Origin of the sequence: Novosphingobium naphthalenivorans NBRC 102051 (assembly GCF_001590985.1) — a bacterium.
GTDB classification, from domain to species: domain Bacteria; phylum Pseudomonadota; class Alphaproteobacteria; order Sphingomonadales; family Sphingomonadaceae; genus Novosphingobium; species Novosphingobium naphthalenivorans.
On record NZ_BCTX01000040.1, the window covers coordinates 23,564 to 45,924 of the forward strand.

Annotated in this window: 22 protein-coding genes; 8 read left to right on the forward strand and 14 right to left on the reverse strand. The window is 63.8% G+C overall.

Annotated elements, in window-relative coordinates; translation table 11 throughout:
* Positions 1–44: 44 nt before the first annotated feature.
* The 4 genes from NN5_RS14090 to NN5_RS14105 all read left to right on the forward strand — a co-directional run bounded on the left by NN5_RS14090 (position 45) and on the right by NN5_RS14105 (position 2,825).
* Complete coding sequence (locus NN5_RS14090) at positions 45–1,070, forward strand: aspartate-semialdehyde dehydrogenase (RefSeq protein WP_067734737.1); 1,026 nt, start codon at positions 45–47, stop codon at positions 1,068–1,070.
* A 151-nt stretch (positions 1,071–1,221) separates the two neighbouring features.
* Entirely contained in the window at positions 1,222–1,587 is a 366-nt protein-coding gene (locus NN5_RS14095) for a carboxymuconolactone decarboxylase family protein (RefSeq protein WP_067734738.1), read from the forward strand.
* A 39-nt stretch (positions 1,588–1,626) separates the two neighbouring features.
* On the forward strand, positions 1,627–2,073 hold the full coding sequence (locus tag NN5_RS14100) for a GFA family protein (RefSeq protein ID WP_067734739.1): 447 nt from the start codon (positions 1,627–1,629) through the stop codon (positions 2,071–2,073).
* Positions 2,070–2,825: an alpha/beta fold hydrolase gene (locus NN5_RS14105; protein ID WP_067734740.1), complete on the forward strand. Its 756-nt coding sequence runs from the start codon at positions 2,070–2,072 to the stop codon at positions 2,823–2,825. Before NN5_RS14100 ends, NN5_RS14105 begins: the two co-directional genes overlap by 4 nt.
* Positions 2,826–2,852: 27 nt before the next feature.
* Here the strand turns inward: NN5_RS14105 and NN5_RS14110 are convergent, their stop codons facing one another.
* From NN5_RS14110 to NN5_RS14140, 7 genes are all read right to left on the reverse strand, one after another.
* Entirely contained in the window at positions 2,853–4,079 is a 1,227-nt protein-coding gene (locus NN5_RS14110; RefSeq protein ID WP_084384937.1) for a L,D-transpeptidase family protein, read from the reverse strand.
* A 144-nt stretch (positions 4,080–4,223) separates the two neighbouring features.
* Positions 4,224–7,001, reverse strand: coding sequence for a TonB-dependent receptor domain-containing protein (locus NN5_RS14115; protein ID WP_067734758.1), 2,778 nt, complete (start codon positions 6,999–7,001; stop codon positions 4,224–4,226).
* A gap of 353 nt (positions 7,002–7,354) precedes the next feature.
* Complete coding sequence (locus NN5_RS14120) at positions 7,355–8,782, reverse strand: AMP nucleosidase (RefSeq protein ID WP_067734742.1); 1,428 nt, start codon at positions 8,780–8,782, stop codon at positions 7,355–7,357.
* A gap of 152 nt (positions 8,783–8,934) precedes the next feature.
* Complete coding sequence (rplI, locus tag NN5_RS14125; protein WP_067734743.1) at positions 8,935–9,534, reverse strand: 50S ribosomal protein L9; 600 nt, start codon at positions 9,532–9,534, stop codon at positions 8,935–8,937.
* Positions 9,535–9,547: 13 nt separating this feature from the next.
* A complete protein-coding gene (rpsR, locus tag NN5_RS14130) occupies positions 9,548–9,772 on the reverse strand; it encodes a 30S ribosomal protein S18 (RefSeq protein ID WP_039284546.1) in 225 nt (74 codons plus the stop codon).
* A gap of 3 nt (positions 9,773–9,775) precedes the next feature.
* Positions 9,776–10,138: a 30S ribosomal protein S6 gene (rpsF, locus tag NN5_RS14135; RefSeq protein WP_067734744.1), complete on the reverse strand. Its 363-nt coding sequence runs from the start codon at positions 10,136–10,138 to the stop codon at positions 9,776–9,778.
* A gap of 518 nt (positions 10,139–10,656) precedes the next feature.
* Positions 10,657–11,205 carry a hypothetical protein gene (locus NN5_RS14140; protein WP_067734745.1) on the reverse strand — a complete coding sequence of 183 codons (549 nt, stop codon included), beginning with the start codon at positions 11,203–11,205 and terminating at the stop codon, positions 10,657–10,659.
* A 156-nt stretch (positions 11,206–11,361) separates the two neighbouring features.
* On the opposite strand from NN5_RS14140, the gene NN5_RS14145 reads away from it, so the two are divergent.
* Positions 11,362–12,438 (forward strand): cupin-like domain-containing protein, encoded by a 1,077-nt coding sequence (locus NN5_RS14145; protein ID WP_245656494.1) that lies wholly within the window; start codon positions 11,362–11,364, stop codon positions 12,436–12,438.
* A 3-nt stretch (positions 12,439–12,441) separates the two neighbouring features.
* Here NN5_RS14145 and ftrA read toward each other — a convergent pair whose 3' ends face one another.
* On the reverse strand, positions 12,442–13,413 hold the full coding sequence (gene ftrA, locus NN5_RS14150; protein ID WP_067734746.1) for a transcriptional regulator FtrA: 972 nt from the start codon (positions 13,411–13,413) through the stop codon (positions 12,442–12,444).
* A 104-nt stretch (positions 13,414–13,517) separates the two neighbouring features.
* On the opposite strand from ftrA, the gene NN5_RS14155 reads away from it, so the two are divergent.
* Entirely contained in the window at positions 13,518–14,132 is a 615-nt protein-coding gene (locus tag NN5_RS14155; protein WP_067734747.1) for a glutathione S-transferase family protein, read from the forward strand.
* Positions 14,133–14,152: 20 nt separating this feature from the next.
* Here the strand turns inward: NN5_RS14155 and tolA are convergent, their stop codons facing one another.
* The 4 genes from tolA to NN5_RS14175 all read right to left on the reverse strand — a co-directional run bounded on the left by tolA (position 14,153) and on the right by NN5_RS14175 (position 18,862).
* Positions 14,153–14,863, reverse strand: a complete 711-nt coding sequence (gene tolA, locus NN5_RS14160) for a cell envelope integrity protein TolA (protein WP_084384939.1) — start codon at positions 14,861–14,863, stop codon at positions 14,153–14,155.
* Between the two features lie 8 nt (positions 14,864–14,871).
* The gene (locus NN5_RS14165) at positions 14,872–17,025 is read right to left on the reverse strand and encodes a TonB-dependent receptor plug domain-containing protein (protein ID WP_067734749.1); all 2,154 of its coding nucleotides are present in this window, start codon (positions 17,023–17,025) and stop codon (positions 14,872–14,874) included.
* A 121-nt stretch (positions 17,026–17,146) separates the two neighbouring features.
* Complete coding sequence (locus NN5_RS14170; protein ID WP_067734750.1) at positions 17,147–17,551, reverse strand: DUF2946 family protein; 405 nt, start codon at positions 17,549–17,551, stop codon at positions 17,147–17,149.
* 75 nt (positions 17,552–17,626) lie between these two features.
* Positions 17,627–18,862: a polyhydroxyalkanoate depolymerase gene (locus tag NN5_RS14175; RefSeq protein WP_067734751.1), complete on the reverse strand. Its 1,236-nt coding sequence runs from the start codon at positions 18,860–18,862 to the stop codon at positions 17,627–17,629.
* A gap of 127 nt (positions 18,863–18,989) precedes the next feature.
* On the opposite strand from NN5_RS14175, the gene NN5_RS14180 reads away from it, so the two are divergent.
* Positions 18,990–19,658, forward strand: coding sequence for a glutathione S-transferase (locus NN5_RS14180; protein ID WP_067734760.1), 669 nt, complete (start codon positions 18,990–18,992; stop codon positions 19,656–19,658).
* A gap of 10 nt (positions 19,659–19,668) precedes the next feature.
* Here NN5_RS14180 and NN5_RS14185 read toward each other — a convergent pair whose 3' ends face one another.
* Positions 19,669–20,133, reverse strand: coding sequence for a MarR family winged helix-turn-helix transcriptional regulator (locus tag NN5_RS14185; RefSeq protein ID WP_067734752.1), 465 nt, complete (start codon positions 20,131–20,133; stop codon positions 19,669–19,671).
* Positions 20,134–20,306: 173 nt separating this feature from the next.
* Positions 20,307–21,131: a flagellin N-terminal helical domain-containing protein gene (locus NN5_RS14190; protein WP_067734753.1), complete on the reverse strand. Its 825-nt coding sequence runs from the start codon at positions 21,129–21,131 to the stop codon at positions 20,307–20,309.
* Positions 21,132–21,384: 253 nt separating this feature from the next.
* Here NN5_RS14190 and NN5_RS14195 point away from each other — a divergent pair, with 253 nt between their 5' ends.
* Entirely contained in the window at positions 21,385–22,329 is a 945-nt protein-coding gene (locus NN5_RS14195; RefSeq protein WP_067734754.1) for a DUF808 domain-containing protein, read from the forward strand.
* The last annotated feature ends 32 nt before the right edge of the window (positions 22,330–22,361 follow it).

Sequence of the window (22,361 nt, forward strand, 5' to 3'; positions counted from 1 at the left end):
GTGTGCCTTGATGCGCGCAAGAAGATTGCTGGAAGGATAGAAGAATGGGTTACCGGGTTGCCGTCGTCGGCGCGACCGGAAATGTCGGCCGCGAAATGCTCAACATCCTCGCCGAGCGCGAATTCCCCTGCGACGAGATCGCAGCGGTGGCTTCGCCGCGCTCGACGGGCACCGAGATTGAGTTCGGCGAAACCGGCAAAATGCTCAAGGTCAAGAACATCGAGCATTTCGATTTCACCGGCTGGGACATTGCCCTGTTCGCTGCTGGATCGGGCCCGACCGCGATCTATGCGCCCAAGGCCGCCGCGCAGGGCTGCGTGGTGATCGACAATTCGTCGCTCTACCGCATGGATCCGGACGTGCCGCTGATCGTGCCGGAAGTGAACCCGGACGCGATCGATGGCTACACGGCGCGCAACATCATTGCCAACCCCAACTGCTCGACCGCGCAGATGGTCGTGGCGCTCAAGCCGCTGCACGATGCTTACGGCATCAAGCGCGTGGTCGTGTCGACCTACCAGTCGGTTTCAGGCGCGGGCAAGGCTGGCATGGACGAACTGTTCGAGCAGAGCCGCGCGATCTTCGTGGGCGATCCGGTCGAGCCGAAGAAGTTCACCAAGCAGATCGCCTTCAACGTGATCCCGCACATCGACGTCTTCCTGGACGATGGTTCCACCAAGGAAGAATGGAAGATGGTGGTCGAGACCAAGAAGATCCTTGATCCCAAGATCAAGCTGCAGGCCACTTGCGTGCGCGTGCCGGTGTTTGTTGGCCACTCGGAATCGCTGAACATCGAGTTCGAGAAGGAAGTCTCTGCCGAGGAAGCGCAGAATATCCTGCGCGAGGCGCCGGGCGTGATGCTCGTCGACAAGCGCGAGGACGGCGGTTACGTCACCCCGATCGAATGCGTGGGCGACGGCGCGACCTATGTCAGCCGCGTGCGCGAGGACCCGACCGTGGAGAACGGTCTGGCGCTGTGGTGCGTTTCGGACAACTTGCGCAAGGGCGCCGCGCTCAACGCGGTGCAGATCGCGGAACTGCTGGGCCGCCGTCACCTCAAGAAGGGCTGACACCGGCTTCGCCGCATTCCGGCATAGATCGAAAAAAGGCTTCCGGGGCATGGGCTTCGGAGGCCTTTTTTCATGGCGTAAAGAGATTTGACCTGCCGCATGGAGCCGGGGCATCCTTTGCGGGAAGGCGGATGTGAAAGGAACCGAACCGATGTCCAAAAGCAACTTCAAGGACTGGCCCAACATGGCCAAGACGCTCAACCCGGCCGTAGGCGAGCTGAAGCGCAGCACGCCGGGGCCGATGCAGGCGTTTTCGGAGATGGGCAAGGCCGCGCTCGAACCCGGCGCGCTTGACACCAAGACCAAGGAACTGATCGCGCTGGCGATATCGGTGGCCGTGCGCTGCGATCCTTGCGTGACCTATCATGCCTCAGCCGCGCAGCGTCAGGGGGCGACTCGCGAGGAAGTGGCGGAGGCGATGGGGATCGCCGTCTATATGGGGGCCGGGCCCTCGGCGATGTACGCCGCGCAGGCGCTCGAAGCTTTCGACCAGTGGGATGAAAAGGCGAAGGGTTGAGGGTTTCGCCATGCCGGCAGGTGATCTAGCCTGCCGGTCATGACCAGAACCATGACTGGCGGCTGTCAGTGCGGCCGCATCCGCTACACCGCGCAAGTCGAAAATGACGAGGCCTACTTGTGCCATTGCCGCATGTGCCAGAAGGCTACGGGCGGTTTCGCGGCGGCCTTCGTGCAATTACCGTCGGCCTCCATTTTCTGGGAGCGTGAGCCGGACTGGTACGCGAGCTCGCCGATTGCGCTGCGGCCGTTCTGTTCGCATTGCGGAACGCCGCTCGGTTTCGATTTTCTTGAGAGCGCGGACAACATGGATCTGACGCTGGGCAGTTTCGACGAGCCCGGTTTTTTCCGGCCCGTGGCCCACGCGGGCTGTGAAAGCTTGCATGAAAGCTGGCTGGATACCAAGGACTTGCCACGCCATTACAGCGCGACGACTGAGAGTGTCGCTTCGCGCTGGAAAGCGGCAGGTCTGGAGGTCCCCGAGTGAGCGAAGTGCGCAAGGATTACATCGAAGGTTTCGGCGGTACGCGGCTGGCCGTGCACACTATCGGGGCAGGGCGCCCGGTGCTGTTGCTGCATGGTCTGTTTTCCAGCGCACACGTCAACTGGATCAAGTACGGAAATGCGCAAATCCTCGCCGCTTCCGGTTTCGAGGTGATCATGCCGGACTTGCGCGCCCACGGGGACAGCGAGGCACCGCATGATCCGCGCCTCTATCCCGAAGATGTGCTGGTCGAGGATCTGAAGCTGCTCGTGGCCGAACTGGGGCTGACTGATTACGATCTGGGCGGTTTCTCGCTCGGCTCGCGGACATCGGTGCGGGGCGTTCTGGCAGGGCTGTCGCCGCGCAAGCTGATTCTGGGCGGTATGGGGCTTTCCGGTCTGGCCGGCTGGGCACGGCGGTCGGCGCACTTCGTGGACGCCATTGACCGTTTCGGCACCATCGAGCGCGGCGACCCGGCGTTCGTGGCGCAAGCGTTCATGAAGACGATGAAGGTCGACCGCGTCGCGGCGCGCCTGCTGCTCGGTTCAGTCGACGATACGCCGCCCGAGGCGATTGCCGGCGTGACGATGCCTGCATTGTGCGTCTGCGGGGCTGACGATCAGGACAACGGTTCCGCGCAGGATCTCGCCGCAGCTTTGCCTGATGGGCACTACGCCGAGATCCCCGGCAACCACATGTCGTCCGTCACCTTCAAGGAAATGGGCTACGCGATGGCGGAGTTCCTGCAGTCCTGATCCGGCGCGGAGTGTTTGCCCCCCTCGTTATCCGGCAGAGCACTCCGTATCCGAAGCCTGAGCGATATCGGGCATCCGCTTGTCGCGGCTATAGATGTCCGGCACGACCACGAAGCTGCCGTCACCGAGCAGGCCGGCGGTGAAGTAGGTGATATAGACCGGCAGCGAGGAGGGCAGGCTGATCGTTGTGGTCTGCCGGCCCTCTACGATCGTATCCACGTCTTCCGGCGTTCTGGCGCCGTCGAGCAGGGTGGTGGCAAAATTCAGGGCCTCTCCCACGCGAATGCAGCCGTGGCTGAAGGCCCTCACGTCCTTCGCGAACAGGCTCTTGCTCGGGGTGTCGTGCATGTAGACGCTGAAGGGATTGGGCATGACCAGCTTCATCTGCCCCAGCGCGTTGTTCGGTCCCGGTTTCTGGCGGAAGCCGTTTGCCGTCCGCACGTAGCCGAGCCGGGCAGGGAAGTTGCCATGTTTCTCGCGCACGATGCTGGCGGGGATTTCCCACCAGGGATTGAACGTCACGCCGGTGATCCGCGCGGAAAAGACCGGGCTCGGCGTCGAGCGCTTGCCGACGATGACGCGCCAGGTGCCGGCTTGCTTGCCGTTTCGCCACAAGCGCGCTTCGAACGTCGCGGTGTTGACGAGCACATAGGACCGGCCCAGCGACTGCGGCATCCAGCGCCAGCGTTCCATGTTGCGGGCGATGGTGAGGCGCTTCTCCGGATCGGTTTCCGCAGCATAGGCCGTGCGCAGTGCGGCATAGTCCGGGCTGGCGGGACGCAGTCCTTCGAAAAAGCCGTCGATGTCGTCCGAGGCGAGGGCCTTGTCCAGGCGGGCCTGGAGGTCGATCGCGGTATCGGTATCCGTGATATGCCAGCCGGCGCGTTGGGCCGTGGTGGCGATGCCGAACAAGTGCATACGGCCGAGCTTGAGTGCCAGGGCGGATGCGGCGGCATCGATCGCGGCATGATCGCCTGCCGAGGCTGCGGCTTCCAGCTCGCGTGCATCCGGTGCGGGAAGCGCATCCTGCGGTGCGGCTTGCACCCAGTGGAGGAGCCGGGCAACCTCTTGCGAACTCCATATCCCGGCGGCGGGAACGGCAGGTTCGGAGGTTGCCTCCGGGCTGACGGACGCCGGATTGACCGGATCCGCCGGATTGTCGGCCGCGCCGCAGGATACCAGCGCCATGACCATCAGAATCGCCGGAAGAGCTCCCCCCGCCGAATAACCAGAAACGGTGTTCCCCTTCGCCATGCGCCTCTGAAAGCACACTTCGGGACCGCAGGACAATGGATTTCAACAGATTTCCATTGGCCCGGCTTCATGGACGCCGCCGTCGCTGTCCCGGAAGGGGGAAGATGGCCGGGGAAGCAGGCGGTCTGCTTCCCCGGCATCGCATCAGAAGTTGACCTTCACGCTCGTGAAGAACGTGCGCCCATAGACGTCGTAGGTCGACGGATACGTGTTTGACTGCTCCTGGTTGTCACCCAGGACCGGCGGCTTGCGGTTGAACATGTTGTTCATGCCCAGCGCCCAGGTCATCTTCTTGCCGATGTCGACCGAGGCCGTCAGGTCGAAGTAGTCGTAGGCCTTGATCCGGGTGACGGTGTAGTAGTTGTCCGAACCGTCGTCATGTACCGGTGAGAGGTGACGCCACGCCAGCGAGAGCGTCGCCTTGTCGGTTGCCAGCGTCGCCCGGCCGTTGAGGCGCCACTTGGCATAGACATTCGTGCACAGCAGCCCGAACTTACCGGCGCAGTCGTACGAGTCCCCACTGACCGAGGTCCAGGGATCAAAGTTCCAGTGCAACAGGCGCGTGCCGCTGAACCGCAAATCGAGACGGCTGTCGCTGCTGGACGACAGGTTGAGCGGGATCGAATAGCCGGCATCGAAGTCGATGCCATCGGTCTTGACGCCGCCTGCATTGGTGAGGTTGTCGACGGCACCCTCGATCACGTAGCTCGTTGTGTTGCGGGGAAGCAGCGCGCAGTAGCTGGAATCGATCGGGGTGTAGTCGTTGTCCTCGGTGCCGTAGCAGGCATTGATGAGGTTCGACGTGCCGATGGTTGTGATGAAGTTGTCGATTTTGATGTGGTAGTAGTCGACGGTCAGTGACAGGCCTGGCACCATCGTCGGCTTGATGATCACGCCCACCGTGTAGGTGTTGGCCGTCTCCTCACGCAGGTCGGAATTGCCGCCGTTGTAGCTGTCGATCTGCGTGTCGGTCGTGTAGTTGCCGATCTTGCCTGACGGGATGCCCGAGGCCAGGCAGGAAGCATAGAGATTGGCATTGGTAGTGGCAACATCGCTGGCACACGGGTCCGACGCGGTCTCGTAGTTCTCAGCGCTGCCGCTGTAGAGATCATTGACGGTCGGTGCGCGGACGGCGCGGGAGAACTGGCCGCGGAACGTAATATCCTGCACCGGAGCCCAAGCCAGGCCGGCCGAGAAAGTGCCCACCGATTTGGCTGCGGTCGAGTAGTACGAATAACGGGCAGAGCCGTTGAGTTCGAGCCGCTTGATGAACGGCTTGTCGGCGATCAGCGGCACGTCGAACTCGGCGAAGAGTTCGGTTACGTGATAGCCGCCCGACGTCGGTTCGCTGGCGTTGAAGCCGATGACGTCACCCGAGGACAGGGCTTCGTCGGGGGCGAAGTCGCCGTGTTCGCTGCGGTATTCAGCGCCGATCGCAAAGCCGGCAGGGCCAGCGCCGAGATCGAACAGGTCGTCGTTGGTGATCGCGCCGCTCACGACCTTCTCGGTGATCGTCGAGCGATTGACTGTATCGATCGAAATGAAGTCGGCTGCTTCCTGGCTGATGTTGCCGGCCCCGAAGATGTTGAGCGGGACGCAGCCATTGCTGGTGTCGGAGCAGACCAGGTTTCCGCTGGAATCGTAAGTCGTCAGCAGCGCCTGCTGAACCCGGCTCGCCGAGACGTTGCCATACTGGTGCTCGACCTGGTGGGTCCGTGCGAACGAACCGTAGACATCGAAGTTCCAGTTACCCGCGACCTTGCCACGCGCGCCCAGAAGACCGCGATAGGCCTTGCTGTCCATGACCGAGATGCGGTCGCCCACTTCGGTGAGGCGGCGATAGACCGAGGCGGTCGTATAGCCGTCGTTGTCGGTATCGTATCCGGCCAGCAGTGCCTGCGAAGCGGACGACAGGAACGAGGAGTCCACGTCGAGCGCATAGGTCCCCGAAAGCGGGGTGGGGGCGAGCTGGTTCGTCACCCGGTTGTGGATGAACTGACCTTCACCGTAGAGGGTCAGCGCGTCGCTGACGTCGAAATGGGTCTGGGCGAACAGCAGTTCGCGCTTCTGCGGAACCTGAAGGTAGTTTTCGGACGCATAGTTGTAGGCATCGGCGGAGGTGTAGGACGAGTAGTCGCCGTTCTGGTCGAACTTGTAGCGATTGCCGTCGAGCGCGATAGCACCGGCCGGGATGTAGCTGGAGCCACCGGCGACGAGGTTGCCTTCGCCATCGTCGGTCTGCGTCACCGCGGTGTAGCTGCGGGCCGACTGCTTGATCGCGTTGCGGCGCGCATATTCGCCGTAAAGCGTGATGTTGCCGCGCCCGTCGGCGAAGTTCGTGCCGGCCAGCAGACCGCCCGAATACTGCGCGCCGTCACCATACTTGGTCAGGCGGTAGTCGGCGTTCGCCTGGAGCCCCTGGAAGTCCTGCTTGGTGACGAAGTTGATGACGCCGCTGATCGCGTCCGAGCCGTAGACGGCGGACTTGCCGCCCGTGACGACGTCCACCTTCTCGATCAGCGCGCTCGGGATCGTGTTGAGGTCGACGATCTGGTTGGTGTCGTAGGACACGTAGCGGTGGCCGTTGACGAGGACGAGATTGCGCTGGGCACCGAGGCCGCGCAGGTCGGCCGTCGCCACGCCGCCACCGGGATTGTTGGAAGCCGCCGTGGTGCCGGGAATGAGCTGTGGGAAGTCGTTTAGAATGCTCTCGATATTGACTTGGCCCGACAATTCGATGTCGCGGGCCGAAACGCTCATGATCGGCGCGGCTTGCTCCAGGTTCGGATTGGTGAGGCGGCTGCCCGTGACGATGATGGCATCGCCGGGGGTGTCCACGTCGGCGTCCTGGGCCTGTGCGACTGAGGGCAGGCCCATGAGAAGAGTGGATGCCAGCAACAGGCATTTGTTGGGGGAGGTCATCGGATGCTCCTTATTTTTTTCGGACATTTGGAGGAATGGCCGTGCGGCTTGAGGCCTTCCCGGTTACTGCCGGAACGACCTTTTGTGCCATAAGGTAGCAATAATCTTAGTTATATTTGCAACTTGAAGTGGTATATATGCAACTAATATTTCAATATATTAAATGATTATGATATATATGTGAAATATATTGAAATATTAGAGAAATGTAAGGTCGTCCTTGTTGCTGCGGTTGGCGCAGGCGCATGAGCGGCTTGCAGCATTTGGCAGGGCTGGCGCGGCTGTCTGGCCGAGTCTCGGTCAGGCAGCCGTCTTCGATCTGATAAACCAGTCTCAACCGTGCCTCTTGGGCATCACCGGAACGGTGGTTCGTTGAACGCGCGAAGCTTGCGCGAGTGGAGGCGGTCGCCCTGTTCGCGCAAGAGGTCGCAAGTGATGAGACCAATCTTGAGGTGGCTGGCGATGGCTTCCTCGTAGAAGCGGTTGGCCTGCCCAGGCAGTTTCAGTTCGCCGTGCAGCGGCTTGTCGGAAACGCATAGTAAGGTGCCGTAGGGCACGCGGAAGCGATAGCCCTGGGCGCTGATCGTGGCGCTTTCCATGTCGATGCCGATCGCGCGGCTGAGGCTGAAGCGCTTGGCCGAGGCGGTGTAGCGCAGTTCCCAGTTGCGATCGTCGGTCGTGACGATCGTGCCCGTGCGCATCCGCTTCTTGAGATTGACGCCGCCGCCGCTGACCCGTTCGGCCGCTTCGGCGAGGGCCTGCTGCACTTCGGCGATGGCGGGCAGGGGGATCTCCGGCGGCAGCACCGGATCGAGCACGTGATCGTCGCGCAGATAGGCGTGGGCCAGCACGTAGTCGCCAATCCGCTGGCTTTCGCGCAGGCCCCCGCAGTGTCCGATCATCAGCCAGGCTTCGGGGCGCAGCACGGCCAGGTGATCGGTGATGGTCTTGGCGTTCGAGGGGCCGACGCCGATGTTGACGAGGGTGATGCCCGAGCGGTCTTCCTTGATCAGGTGATAGGCCGGCATCTGGTGGCGGCGCCAGGCCGTGTCGGACAGGCGGGCGCGGGCATTGTCGACTGGTGCGTCGAGATAGAGGCCGCCGGCGCCGGACAGGGCGGTGTAGCCGTCCGAGCCGACCTGCTTGCCGGCCCAGTCCACGAATTCATCGACATAGCGGTGGTAGTTGGTGAACAGCACGAAGCGCTGGCAGTGCTCTGGGCTGGTCCCGGTGTAGTGGGCAAGGCGCGCAAGGCTGAAGTCGGTGCGCAGGCCGTCGAACAGCGCCAGCGGCAGCGGGTCGTTTTCTTCGAAGACGTGGATGCCGTCCGCGATTTCATCGCCGATCATGGCAAGGTCGGTGCTGGGGAAGTGCTGCGCCAGGTCCTGCGGCCTGACGGTGCCGATGGCGACGCCGTCGAGGACATAGGGGAACGGGATCTCCTGTGCCGACCGGCTGACTTCGAATTCCACTTCATACTCGGCTTCGAGCAGCGAGAGCTGTTCGGCGAGGTATTCGGCGAAGAGAGTGGGCCGGGTGACGGTGGTGCAGTACGTGCCTGCGGTTTCCAGCCGGCCGAAGGCGCGCGAGGCGCGGGCGGCCTTTTCCTGCCCGCGATAGGTCACGCGCAGTTCCGGATACGTCCAGAGCCGCTCGGTGCGGCGTTCGGGTGGGGGAAGGGTGCCGTTCTCGATGAAGGCGGTCATGTCGGCCTTCAGGCAGGCAACGGCGGCGTCATATACGCGGACCAATTCCGCGAGGGTTTCTTTCATCATTTGCATGGCCGTCTATCGCGCAAATCATGCTGCGCTGCAATAGCTGGGCTTTTTGCATGGAAGTGTTGCAGAAAATGGGGCGTGTTGCAGAAAAAGGAAAGGCCTCCGCTTCCCGGGGGGAGCGAAGGCCCTGAATTCCTTGACGGTGAAAGGGAAGCTCAGGCTTCCGCTTCGCCTTCGGCCGGAGCTTCTTCCTCGGCCACGATCTCGCCGGGCTCGGCATTGGGATCGTAAGCTTCGGTGAAGCCCGAGGTGTCCTGTTCGAACATCGCGGCCATGACGTCCACGCCCTGCGACTGCAGTTCGGCTTCGTCCGGCGAACGGGCGACGTTCACCTGAACCGTGACCGAAACTTCGGGGTGCAGGTTGACGCGCACGTCGAAGATGCCGAGCGTCTTGATCGGGCGTTCGAGCACGATCATCTGCTTGGCCACTTCGGCGCCCTGTTCGTTGAGAGCGTCGACGATGTCACGCACCGAAACCGAACCGTAGAGCTGGCCCGAGTTCGACGAGGCGCGGATCAGGACGACCTGCTTGCCTTCGACGTTGCCCGAGTGCGATTCGGCGGCCGAACGCTTTTCGGCGTTGTCGGCTTCGATCTTGGCGCGGTTGGCTTCGAACAGCTTCTTGTTGGCGTCGTTGGCGCGCAGCGCCTTCTTGTTCGGCAGCAGGTAGTTGCGCGCGTAACCGTCCTTGACGGAAACGACATCGCCGATGGCACCGAGCTTTTCGACGCGTTCGAGGAGGATAAGGTCCATGGGAAAGTCCTCCTTACTTCACGATGAAGGGCAGCAGGCCGATGTGCCGGGCGCGCTTGATGGCCTGGCTCAGCTCGCGCTGCTTCTTGGCGGAAACCGCAGTGATGCGGCTGGGGACGATCTTGCCGCGCTCGGACATGAAGCCCTGCAGCAGACGGACGTCCTTGTAATCGATCTTCGGCGCGTTCTTGCCCGAGAACGGGCAGGACTTGCGGCGACGGAAGAATGCACGTGCCATGGATCAGTTTCCCTCGCGTTCGCGGCGACGGCGGTTGTCGCGGTCGTTCTTGCGCATCATCACCGACGGGCCAGCTTCGTGCTCGTCGACGCGGATGGTCACATAGCGGATCACGTCTTCGTTGATCTGGGTCTGACGTTCGAGTTCGGCGACAACGTCACCGGCGCACTCGATGTTCAGCATCACGAAGTGAGCCTTGCGGTTGCGCTTGATCTTGTACGCGAGGTTCTTGAGGCCCCAGGTCTCGGTCTTGAGGACCTTGCCTTCGTTGCTCTCGACGATCTCGGTGGCGGCGGCGGCCAGCGCATCAACCTGCGACTGGCTGAGATCCTGGCGAGCCAGGAACACGTGCTCATAAAGAGCCACGGCAGCTTCCTTTCATTCATCTAACCGATCGCTGGCTTGTCCGCGGGATTGCGGGGCCCCTCCGGCTTTCTTCGGTTTCCCCGAACACGGGGAAGGCGGCCCCTTAGCGGATATACCGCGGATTGCAAGCGGTTTGGCACCCGCGGGGCCATGTGTCGCAAGGTGACAGGTTGACACGGTTTACACAGTCCAGGGGGAAAAGGTGTCACTTTGGGCTCCAATGTGTCACCTTGCAGGGCAAAAGTGTCACCTTGCGGCGCGGGAGTGTCACTTTGTGCGGGCGGAAGTGTCACCTTGCGGCGGATGCTCAAACCTGCCGTCGCGCACCGGCCCATGGTGGCACGGTAAGGCGATGATCTTCGGGCCGGGCCTGTGGCAGCAGGCGTTGGAGCGGCGGGGCGGGAGAGCAGGGGCAGGGACATGCGCCGAGAATACCGCGCGGCGGGGGCTGTAGGAAAATGGTTTCGGCCCGGGCGGAGGCGTCTGCTGTGCGGCCTCATCCCCGTCGTCGGGCCTGTTTAAGCTTCTGGCGCAGCGTCGATGGTTTTGCGGATCTGCGCCACCCAGAATTTGGCATCTTCGTCACGGAAGAAGCATCCCATCTTCACTTTGACGCCATCCGGCATTTTCAACGTGACAATTGCGGCATCGTAAGCGGGATGGTCGGCTTCCAGTTCCACTTTGGCGATTTGCAGGGCAGCGAGGGGATAGCGGGTTACGCGGTTCCGCAGCGGGGACTTCCGTCGAAGGGCCGTCTCGCCCGATCTGGCGTCCAGTCTCAGGTCCACTGCAACTCCGAACAGCGCGAGCCCGAGAATGAGACCCGAGAAGCCGAGGGGGAGGATCACAAAGCAGATGGTTGCAAAAACGGCCCCCGCGATGGGAGGATTTGCCCAGTCGACGGATTGTGCACTGTCCCAATAGAGGAAAAGGAAAGGAAGGCAGAGAAGCGCCCAGGGCATCAAGAAAATACGGAGCCAGAGCGGAAACTGCCGTTCGTAGCAGATGCCATTTTCATCGGATGTGATGGTTTCTTCCGCCTTCCGTGAAAAAACGCGCTTCGCCATGAATTCAGATCTCGCTTGTGTCTGGAAGTTTTTGCACGAGCGTTGCCGCTCGCCAAGCGGGACAATGCCGCTCCCCCCTGAAATATCCCCGCAACGCCCGCGCGGCATCGCGGCTGGATGCTTGCCGCCATGGGTTGCAGGGTGCGGGGCAGGCAGTTGGCAGAAAGGATCGCTTCGATGGCAGGGGGCAAGGACGGCAGGCAGGACGGCAGGCAGGATAGCGGCGCTCCGGTGACGGGATCGCTCACGCCGCAAGGCGCGCAGAGGGCGAAGCTCGATGCGGCGCTGCGTTCGATCGGGCTGGCCGGACTTGGTGCGCCGCGGCCCTATACCGGCGGGCCGCGAAAGGCTTCGGGGTCCGCGCAGGCCGCCGCTCCACAGGCCGCCGCACCGCAGGCGCCGTCGGGCGAGGCGCTCGCGCTTGCCCGGCGGGACTGGATCATGGGCGTGCAGGAACGGCAGCGACGGCTTTCGGTTCAGGCGAGCGCGCTGATGCGCTGCCGCGATTTGCCGGGGCAGGCTTTCCTCGATCACTTCTATGCGCCGGGCCGCCCGGTGGTGATCGAAGGGGCCGTGGATCACTGGCCCGCGCTGGCGAAGTGGACGCCCGAGTACCTCGCGAAAACCGTGGGCAGCGTGCCGGTCGAATATCAGGGCGGGCGCGAGGGGGCGGGCGATTTCGAACTGGCCAAGGACCGGCACCGGCACACGCTGCCGTTCGACGCGTTCATTGCCATGGTCACGCAGCCCGGCGGGCAAGGCAACGATGCCTATATCACGGCCTACAACAACGCCGCCAATGCCGCTGCCTTCGCGCCGCTGATGGCGGATATCGCGCCGGTCGGGGCCTATCTGACCGCCGATCCGGGGATGCTCTGGTTCGGGCCGGCGGGCACCTTTACGCCGCTGCATTTCGACCTCACCAACAACCTGCTGATCCAGGTGGCGGGCCGCAAGCGGATCCGGCTGGTGCCGCCTTCGCAGACCTGCTGGATGTACAACCACCGCCACGTCTTCAGCGCGGTGCACGATCTTGACGATCCCGCGCGGATCGCGGCCCACCCGCTGGCCCGCAACGTGACGCCTTACGATGTCGAGCTGGGCCCCGGCGATATGCTCTTCATTCCGATCGGCTGGTGGCATCAGGTGCGCGCGCTGGATTTCAGCGTGATGCTGACCTGCACCAATTTCCTCTGGCCCAATCTCGGGCACGAGGCCTTTCCGCAAGGCTGATCGTCAAGGCGCGATCCCGGCGTGGAACCGGCTGCGGTAGGCCGCCGGCGGCAGGCCCACCGCGGCGCGAAAGTGCTGGCGGAAATTGGTGGCGGAGCCGAAGCCGGCCATGGCGGCGATCGCCTCGATGGAAAGCTTCGTTTCCTCCAGCATATCGCGTGCATGGGCAAGGCGTTCGGTCTGGAGCCATTCTCCGGGCGGCATTCCGGTCGCATCGCGGATGTGCCGCTGGATGCTGCGCACGCTGACACGGGCTTCCTGCGCCATGCGTTCGACCGGCCAGGGCTCGCCGAGCCGGGTGCGGATCGTGTCCAGCAGGGCGGAGACCCGTCGCCCCGAAGGCGGAACCAGCGGGCGCTGCACGAACTGGGACTGGCCGCCATCGCGATGCGGGGCGATGACCAGCCGCCGCGCGACGCTGTTGGCGGCGCTGGAACCGAAATCCTTGCGCACCACGTGAAGGCACAAGTCGAGCCCCGCCGCGCTTCCCGCCGACGTCAGGATATTGCCGTCCTCGACGTAGAGCGCGTGGGGGTCGATCGCGATTTCGGGAAAACCGGCGGCGAGCCGCTGCTGATGCAGCCAGTGTGTCGTGGCGCGCCTGCCGTCGAGCAGGCCGCTTTGCGCCAGAACGAATGCGCCGCCGCAGATCGATACGATGCGCCGTCCTCGCGCATGGGCCCGGCGCAGCACGTCGAGCAGGGCCTCGGGGGCCTTGGCATCGGGGCCCGGCCATCCCGGCAGGACGATCGTGTCCGCCTCGACGAGCAGGTCCAGCCCGCCATCGGGATGGACCTGAACGCCGCCGCCGCCGCGAACCGGCCCCGGCGCCGCAGCCGCGGTGGCAAAGCGATACCAGTCCGGCCCCATCTCCGGCCGGGCGAGGCCGAAGACTTCATAGGCGCAGCCGAATTCGAACGTGCATAATCCGTCATAGACGAGGGCGGCGACGAGCGGGGCGGAAGGCTTTGGCATGATTCTTACGATAATGGCCAATTCAGCCACTGGCCAGGGATTCGCGGGCCCGGCTAGACCCTGGTCCTGGCTCCACCGGGGGCCGGCAGCGGCAAGGAGTAGCCATGAAACTGATCGGAATGCTGGATTCGCCCTATGTCCGCCGCGTCGCGATTTCTCTGGCGATGCAGGATCTGCCGTTCACCCATGCACCGCTTTCGGTGTTCTCGAACTTCGATGAATTCGCGAAAATCAATCCGGTCGTGAAAGCGCCCACGCTGGTTACGGCGGAGGGAACGGTGCTGATGGATTCCGGCCTGATCCTCGAACATGCCGCGCTGCTGGCCGCGCCCGGACGCAGCCTTGCCCCGGACAGTGCCGAAGACCATGCCCGTGCGCAGCGGATCATCGGTCTGGCTCTGGCCGCTTGCGAGAAGAGCGTGCAGATCGTCTATGAACACAATCTGCGCCCGGCCGAAAAGCAGCACGCCCCCTGGCTCGACCGGGTTCGCGGGCAACTCGCCGCCGCTTACCGCCTGCTGGAGGAAGAAGCCGCGAAGGCCGATCCGTGGTTGTTCGGGGATAGCCCGCTTCAGGCGGACATCACCAGTGCCGTTGCCTTCCGGTTCACCCGCGAAATGGTGCCCGATGGGCTGGATGTGCCGGCACTGCCCGGACTTGCGGCGCTGTCGGCGCGGGCCGAGGCGCTGGAGGCGTTTCAGGCCTATCCCTACGCGTGAGCGGCCTGATCTGCCGGGTTTCACCGGTGGAAGTTCACCGGCACGGTGAAGGTGAGGGCCGCGTCGTCCATGTCTGCGGGCGGCGCGGGGAAGGGGGCCGCTTTGCGCACGGCTTGCAGGGCGGTGCGGTCCAGCATGAACTGGCCGCTCGATCCCGTGACGGCGGCCGAGACGAGCGCGCCGCTGCGGTCGATGCGGAAACGGATCGTGACAGTGCCCGTGCCGGCCGTCCCACGCGGGCGGGCGGCGAGGATGCTTTGCCAGAGCTGCTGGCGGTAGGCGTCGATCTGGCTGGCGGAAGCTTCCGCCGGACGCGGTTCGGGCCGGGGCACAGCAGCGGCTGCGGGCCGTGGCGGTTCGGCCTTGGGCTGCGGCGCGGCCGGTGCGGAGGTGCTGGCAGGTGCCGGCCCCGGTTTCGGGAGCAGGACGGGCGCGGGGCTGGGTTCCGGCAGGGGCTGGCCCGCTGCGACCGCCTGCCTGGCCTCCGGCTTTGCGGCCGGTGGCGGCGGCGGGGCCGTCTTGCGGGGCTCTGGCGCCATGGAAACCGTTACCAGCGCGGACCGGACACCGGGGGCAAGGAGGTCCGGTCCGCGCATGGCGGCGACCACGCCAGCGAGCAGCAGAAGGTTCAGCAACAAACTGCCCGCCAGCGCGGCGCTCTGGCGCATGTGTGTTCCCCGGCCAAGGGTGTAGCGGCCGGAGACCCTGTCCTCGGGGAAGGCAGGGCGCATGCGCTTTCTCAGAACTTCGTGCTCAGGCCGACGTTGATCGAACGGCCCATGCCCGGCACCGGACGCAGATCGCTGGTGGCTTTGTAATCGCCGATCGAAACCCCGCCGAGCGGCAGGTAATAGCCCTTGTCGAACAGGTTCTGCGCCTCGACGCTCAGGCGCCATCCGGCGAGCGTGTAGGCCGCGCGCAAGTTGACGAGGGCGTAGGAGGCCGTTTCCGGCTCATTGCGGCGCGGATCGACGCGGTCCTTGCGGTCCACCCATTCCACTTCGCCGCCCAGTTCCAGCGCGCCGGTGCGGTGCGCCACGCCCAGCTTCGCATTGAGCGGCATCTGGTGGTAGAGCGGCAGATGCTCGGTCAGGTTCTCGCCATGGACCCAGGCCAGCGAGGCCCTGACCACCGTGCCGTTCTCGCGCGTGCCCGCCAGAACCGCCTCGCCCGAGACGTCGACGCCGTAGAACTCGGCATCGAGATTGGCGAACTGCAGCTGCACGAAGTCGGTGGGCATACCCATCGGCGTGAGCAGGTCCTGCACATAGACCGCGTCGATGTAGTCATTGACGTGGGTGTAGTAGGGCGAGACTTTCAGCGACACACCCTGCGCCGGGGCCAGCGAGAGCGTGGCGCTGACGGTATCGGCGCGCTCGGGCTTGAGATCGGGATTGCCGACATAGCCGTTGCCGTCACCGAACCAGCCGATCATGCGGCTCGCCATCGTGCCGCGGCCCCAGGAATAGCGCTCGTAGATATTGGGCGAGCGGGTCTTGTGGGCATAGCCGAGTTCGACCGAAACGCTGTCCACCGGCGCCCAGGTGACGATCGCCGAGCCGTTCCAGTTGTTGTCGTTGCGGTTGCGGTCGATGGCGTTGAAGGCATTGGCCGCCATGACGTCGGCCATCTGCATCATCGAGGTGCCGTAGGGCTGCACGTCACCGGTGTTCATTTCGACGCGGTCGTAGCGCACGCCCACCACGCTGGAGAGCGTGTCCGACCACTGGGCCTGCCATTCGGCATAGGCGCCGATGCGGTTGCGGTGGGCGGCATTGATGTTCACGAAGGTGTTCGGGCTCATCATCGCCGAGCCCTCGACCGGAGGCCAGTAATCGTCGAGCCACTGGTGGTGGTATTCGAGGCCCAACTTCACGGTGTCACGCTTCGACAGCGGCAGTTCGAACTTCGCCGCGCTGGTGAAAGTGTGGACCTGCGTGTTCATCGGCATGTCGCCGGGCAGCTTGTCGGCGAGGAAATTCATCTCGTGGTCGGTGTCGCGGTAGCTGGCCGACAAGTCGACATTGCCCCAGTCGAACACGCCCCGGTAGCGCCCCTGCACGAACCAGCTCTTGTTGGAGGTCATGTCCATCCACTGGTTGGCGAAGCCTTCGTAGGGGCTGAAGTGATAGCCGCCCTTGATCTCCCACAGCCCGGCCGCGTTCTGCCAGGCGAGGGCGAGGGCATGATCGGTCTTGGCATATTCGGTGGAGCGCACCGTGCCCATGCTGCCGCCGTCCTTGTAATTGTCCGACTGGGTGTAGGAGCCGGTGTAAGTGGCGGAAAGGTTGGTGCCCGCCGCCGTCAGCGTCACCGCGCCGCCGAAGCCGTCTCCGTTCGAGCGGTAGAAGGCGGAGGCCTCGCCGGTCAGCAGCAGGGTGCCGTCGGTGGAGAAACGCGGTTCGGGACCGGAGACCGCAATGACGCCGCCGATATTGTCGCCGCCCATGCTCACCGGCGCGACGCCGGGGATCACCGAGACCGAAGAGAGGGTCTGCGGCACGGTGTAGGACAGCGGCGAATTCATGTCGTTGGGGCAGGCCGCATCGATCGGCTGGCCGTCCACCAGCACCTTGATGCGCTGTTCCGACAGGCCCCGGATCACGGGCATCGAGGAGAACCCGCCGCCCGAATTGACACTGACGCCCGGAATGGAAGTCAGCACCCTGGCGGTATCGGTGGAGGTCGGGTCGCTGGCCTTCAGATCCGCGGACGAGAGGCTGGTGGCGGCGAGCGGACTGCCAGCCGTGACTTCACCGGTGGTTTCGACATCGACGGCCGGAAGCGCCGTGCCACTGTCCTGCGCATGGGCGCCAGGGGTGAAAAGGCCGGTGGCGAAAAGCGGGCAGGTGGCCAGAAGGGCAGCGCGCAGGGCGCGGGTATGCTTGTACATTGTCTAATCCTGAAATCGCATGGGAGTACGGCGCGGCCCGTATCCGCGCGGAAGCAGCGCGGATCAGGTGCGGCGCGTCAGCACGCCCGCGGCCTTGCCGTGGCAGGCCGGCGGACGCGTTTCAGGAAAGGGCCGGTGGTCCTCGCAGCGGCGGCGTCAGGAAGCCGATGCGGGTCAGCCGCAGCGGCGGGGTGGGTGCGAAGCCCAGCGCCAGGATGAAGGCCAGCGCGAGGACGAGCAGCCCGTCGTCGGCGCCCGTCAGCAGATGCATCGACAGCGCTGTGAACGGACAGTCCTTGGCGGCCTTGGTATGCTCGTCAGCCGCGCTGCCGTCCTTGCCCGGAATCGTCAGCTTGGACAGGACCGAACCGCCCTGGCCATCGCAGATCTCTACCGTGAAGGATTTCGACGCGGTCGAACCGATCATGTAGCCCGCGGGCACGAACGCCTTCATCGCCAGCGCAAGCGCCAGAATCACGGCAGCGACATGAAAATGCCGCTGCAGGAAGGCTCGAATCAGGTGCATCCGCAAGTCCCGTATCGTCCTTTGCCCCTCTTGTCATCGACTTGCGTCAAGAAAGGCGGAGCGCGGGGAGCGGGATCAATGCATGGCGAGAACCAGATTGCGGACTTGCGGATAGACCTGCTTTTCCCACTTCGAGCCTGCGAACACGCCGTAGTGCCCGACGCCAGGCTGCAGGTGATGGCGCTTGAGATGCGGCCGCAGGCTGGAGCAGAGCAAGTGCGCGGCGGCCGTCTGCCCGACGGCGCAGATATCGTCCCGTTCACCCTCGACCGTGAGCAGCGCGGTCTTGCGGATGGCACCGCAATCCACGGTGCGGCCGCGATGCTGCAGCTCGCCTTTGGCCAAGAGCGCGCGCTGGAACACCTTGTCGATCGTTTCCAGATAGAATTCGGCGGTGAGGTCGAGAACGGCGAGATATTCGTCGTAGAAATCGACGATCTTGGCAGCCTCGGCCTGCTCCACATCGGCGATATGCTGATAGAGCTTGCGGAACTGGCTGGTGTGGCGGTCCATGTTCATCGAGATGAAGGCCATGAGCTGGATGAAGCCGGGATAGACCTTGCGGCCCGCGCCCTTGTAGCGCCAGGGAACAGTATGGATGAGGTTGGCCTCGAACCATTCGTAGGCCTGCCCGGTCGCCAGTTCGTTGACGACAGTGGGCGCCTCGCGCGTGTCGATCGGCCCGCCCATCAGCGTCATCGTGCGCGGCTGGAGCGGATCATCGTTCTGCGCCATCACGGCGACGGCGGTGAGCACCGGCACGCAGGGCTGGCAGACCGCCAGCACATGCGCGCCCCGGCCCGCTTCAGCATCGCCGATTTCCTGCAGGAAGCGGATCACGTAGTCCGTATAGTCCTCAAACCCGAAAGGGCCGGCCGAAACCGGCACGTCGCGGGCATTCTTCCAGTCGGTAAGATAGACGTCGTGATCGCGCAGCAGGGTTTCCACCGTATTGCGCAGCAAGGTGGCAAAGTGGCCGGAAAGCGGGGCGGCGACCAGAATCTTGGGCTGCGGCGCCGTCACTTCGGGTTTGGCGAAGTGGAGCAGGTTGCCGAACGGCAGGTCCAGCGCCACTTCCTCGCGCACTTTGACCAGCGCGTTTCCGCACAGCACTTCGTCAATGCCATAGGGCGGACGATGATGTGTAATTGCTGACTTATGAAAGACTTCCGCGAGTGCGAAGAGGCGGCGTGCGAACGGCATCTCTTCCGCGCCGTCCAGAAAACGATCCCGAAAGGCGGTCGCCGAACGGGCCGCCAGACGCGCGGGCGCCATCATGTCGCAATAGGCCTGATATGCCTGATAGAGCATGTGCAACAATTTCCCCGGCGGCTCTAAATGCCGGGAATCGATTACCGGCATGCAATCCGCTCTGGATTTATGCTGCACTGCGTCATAGGCTGATGCAAGCAAAACCAAGATGCCGGAGGTAAAGGTCATGACCGATGAGGCTGCAGTCGGGGCAACGCTCACGATTTCCAGCAAGACCTATTCGGCCTGGTCGCTGCGCGGGTGGCTGCTGTGCAAGCTGGCCGGACTCGATGTCACTGAACGGCAGGTTCCCAACGACGCCGCCAACCGGGCCGAGTTGCTGCTGCTTTCGCCTTCGGTGCTGGTCCCGCGGCTGAACTACCAGGGCGCCAGCGTGTGGGACACGCTGGCGATCGCGGAGTTTCTCAACGAACAGTTTCCCGATGCGCAGATGCTGCCGGCCGATCCGATCGCGCGGGCGCATTGCCGCTCGGTCTCGGGGGAAATCCATTCGGGGTTCACCAACTTGCGTTCGGCCCTGCCGATGAACCTGAAAGTGAAGCACGAGAAATTCCCGGTCTTCTCCGGCGCGCGGCCTGATATCGAACGGATCGAGACGATCTGGACCGATTGCCTGGAACGCTATGGCGGGCCGTTCCTGTTCGGTGAAAAGCCGACCGTGGCCGATGCCATGTATGCGCCGGTGACGACGCGGTTCGTCAGCTATGCTGTGGCGCTTTCGCCGCCGTGCGAGGCCTATTGCCAGACGATCGCGGACTGGGCGCCGATGCAGGAATGGGTCGCGGCGGCCAAGGCCGAGCCGGAGGAAATGGAAGAACTCGACGTCGAGTTCTGAGCGCCGGGCGTCAGTGCGGAACGAAATCTTTCGTGCGCGCCTCGATCAGGGCGGCCAGACCTTCGCGCATCGCTTCCACTTTCTGCGCACCAAGACGGTCCAGCAGAAAGTCGTCGATCGTCTCGCGGGCGGCGGCCTGCACTTCGGCTGCGGCTAATCCACGCTCGGTAAGCGTTACAAGCAGTTGGCGCCGGTCTTTTCCGTCGGGGGTGCGCTCAAGGTAGCCGCGCGCAACGAGCGTATCGACAAGCTGCCCGGCCGCCTGCTTTGTTACCGAGAGTTCGTGTACCAGCTGGCCGATGGGGACACCGCGCACACCATGAGCCAGTCCTCCCAGAACATCGAGACCGTTGGCGGGAATGTCGTCGAACCCGGCATCGTCGAGCGCCTTGCGCATGGCTTTGCCGTATGTGGTGCGGGCATGACGCAGCAGGGCGGGGGTGGCAATATCGGCGTACCAGGGGGGCGGTTGCATCGCAGACTCCGTCAGAGACTATTGGTCAATAATATTGACTATCAATAAAATTGACAAGATGTCTGGAGGAGCAACCCCAGGGGCAAGTTTGCCTGCCGCCTGAAAACCAGTTGACCCGGCGGGCATTGTTGCCCGCCGGGTGCTTTCGGGACCTGGTTGGGTCTCGCTGGGGATTACTTGAGCAGGCTCAGGACGTTCTGCTGGCTCTGGTTGGCCTGCGAGAGCATCGCGGTCGAAGCCTGCGAGAGAATTTGCGCCTTGGACATCGCCGTCGTTTCCAGCGAGTAGTCGGCGTCCTCGATCCGCGAACGGGCGTCCGAGAGGTTCGTCACGTTGCTGGTCAGGTTGGTGATCGCCGATTCGAGGCGGTTCTGGCCAGCACCCAGCGAAGCGCGGGTGGAGTTGACGTCCGCCAGAGCGGCATCGACGTTGTCGATCGTGGTCGAGGCGGCGGTCGAGGTCGAAACGTCCAGCGCCGCCGAGGTCAGGTTGGTGCCGTCGATCGCGGTGGAAGTCAGCGTGACGGTTTCACCCGAGTTGGCGCCGGTCTGGATGTTGAAGGACACGTCCGAACCCGAAGTGGTCGAGAACAGCGTGTTGCCGTTGAACTTGGTCTGAGAAAGCACGTCGCTGATCTGTTCGGTCAGGGCCGACACTTCGGACTGCATCGCTTCACGGTCGGTGTCCTGGTAGGTGCCCGAGGACGACTGGACCGACAGTTCGCGGACACGCTGCAGCATGTTGGTGACTTCCGACAGAGCGCCGTCGGCGGTCTGGGCCAGCGAGATACCGTCGTTGGCGTTGCGGATGCCCTGGTTCATGCCCTTGATGAGCGAGGTCATCGAGGTGGCGATCGCGAGGCCGGCGGCATCATCTTTCGAGCTGTTGATGCGCTTGCCGGTGGAAAGGCGTTCCATCGAAGTGCCCAGCATCTTGCTGGCGACAATTGAAGCGTTCGAAGCGCGGATGGCGCTGATATTGGTGTTGATAACAGACATGCTTAATTCCCCAGTTTTCAGTCGCTTGTGAGCGCCGTTGAGGGGCACCCTTCGGACATGAAGGAGAACGGCGGGGGGCGCAGGGCTTTTAAGGGATTGCGGGCGATTGGTGCGATTTTGTCGCATTCCGGTCATCCGCGAGGCACCCAAAATTGCTGTTATTTCTATGGTTTCCGGCTGTTTAGCTTGATTGCCAAAAAAAACGCCCGCATTCCCTTTTTGATAACTTTCATGAACGGGGAATCATTGTTTCATGCCTTCCGGCCTCGTTGCTCTTCTCGATGACATCTCGGTGATTGCCCGTGCGGCATCGGCTTCGCTCGACGATGTCGGGGCGGGGGTTGCCAAGGCTGGCAGCAAGGCGGCCGGTGTCGTGATCGACGATACCGCCGTGACCCCCAGCTACGTCACGGGCTTCACCCCCGACCGCGAACTGCCGATGATCTGGAAGATCACCAAGGGCAGCTTGCGCAACAAGCTGCTGATCCTGCTGCCGCTGGCACTGCTGCTGAGCGCGCTGCTGCCGCTGGCGATCATTCCGATCCTGATGCTGGGCGGCTGCTACCTCTCGTTCGAGGGGGCGGAGAAGGTGCTGGAGAAGCTGGGCGGTGCAAAGCATGGCGAGACGCTGGAAGACCCGGTCGAAGATGCGGTCACGTTTGAAAACAACCGCGTCTCCGGCGCGATCCGTACCGACCTGATCCTGTCAGCGGAAATCATGGCCATCGCGCTCTCGCAAATCGAGGATGCCACGCTGCTGACGCGGGCCGTGGCTCTGGCCGTGGTGGGCGTGCTGATTACCGTGGGCGTCTATGGTGCCGTGGCGCTGATCGTGAAGATGGACGATGTCGGCCTGCATCTCGCGCGCAAGTCCGGCGCGGCGTCGCAGGCTGTCGGCCGTTTCCTGCTGAAGGCGATGCCGGTGGTGCTGCAGGTCCTGGGCAGTGTCGGAACGGTGGCGATGCTCTGGGTCGGCGGCGGGATCATCCTGCACGGGCTTGAGCAGCTGGGCCTCCCGCAACCCGCGCAGGCCGCTCACGGTATCGAACATGTGCTGGCCGCGAGCACGGGCGCGCTGGGGCCGGTTGCGGGATGGCTGGGCTATGCCCTGGCTTCGGCGCTGGTGGGGCTGGTGCTGGGCACGGTCATCGCCGTTCTGGTGCATATGATCGGCGCTCTGCGCGGCAAGCCGCACTGAGCGCCGACATCTTCCGCGTCCGGGCTATCTAG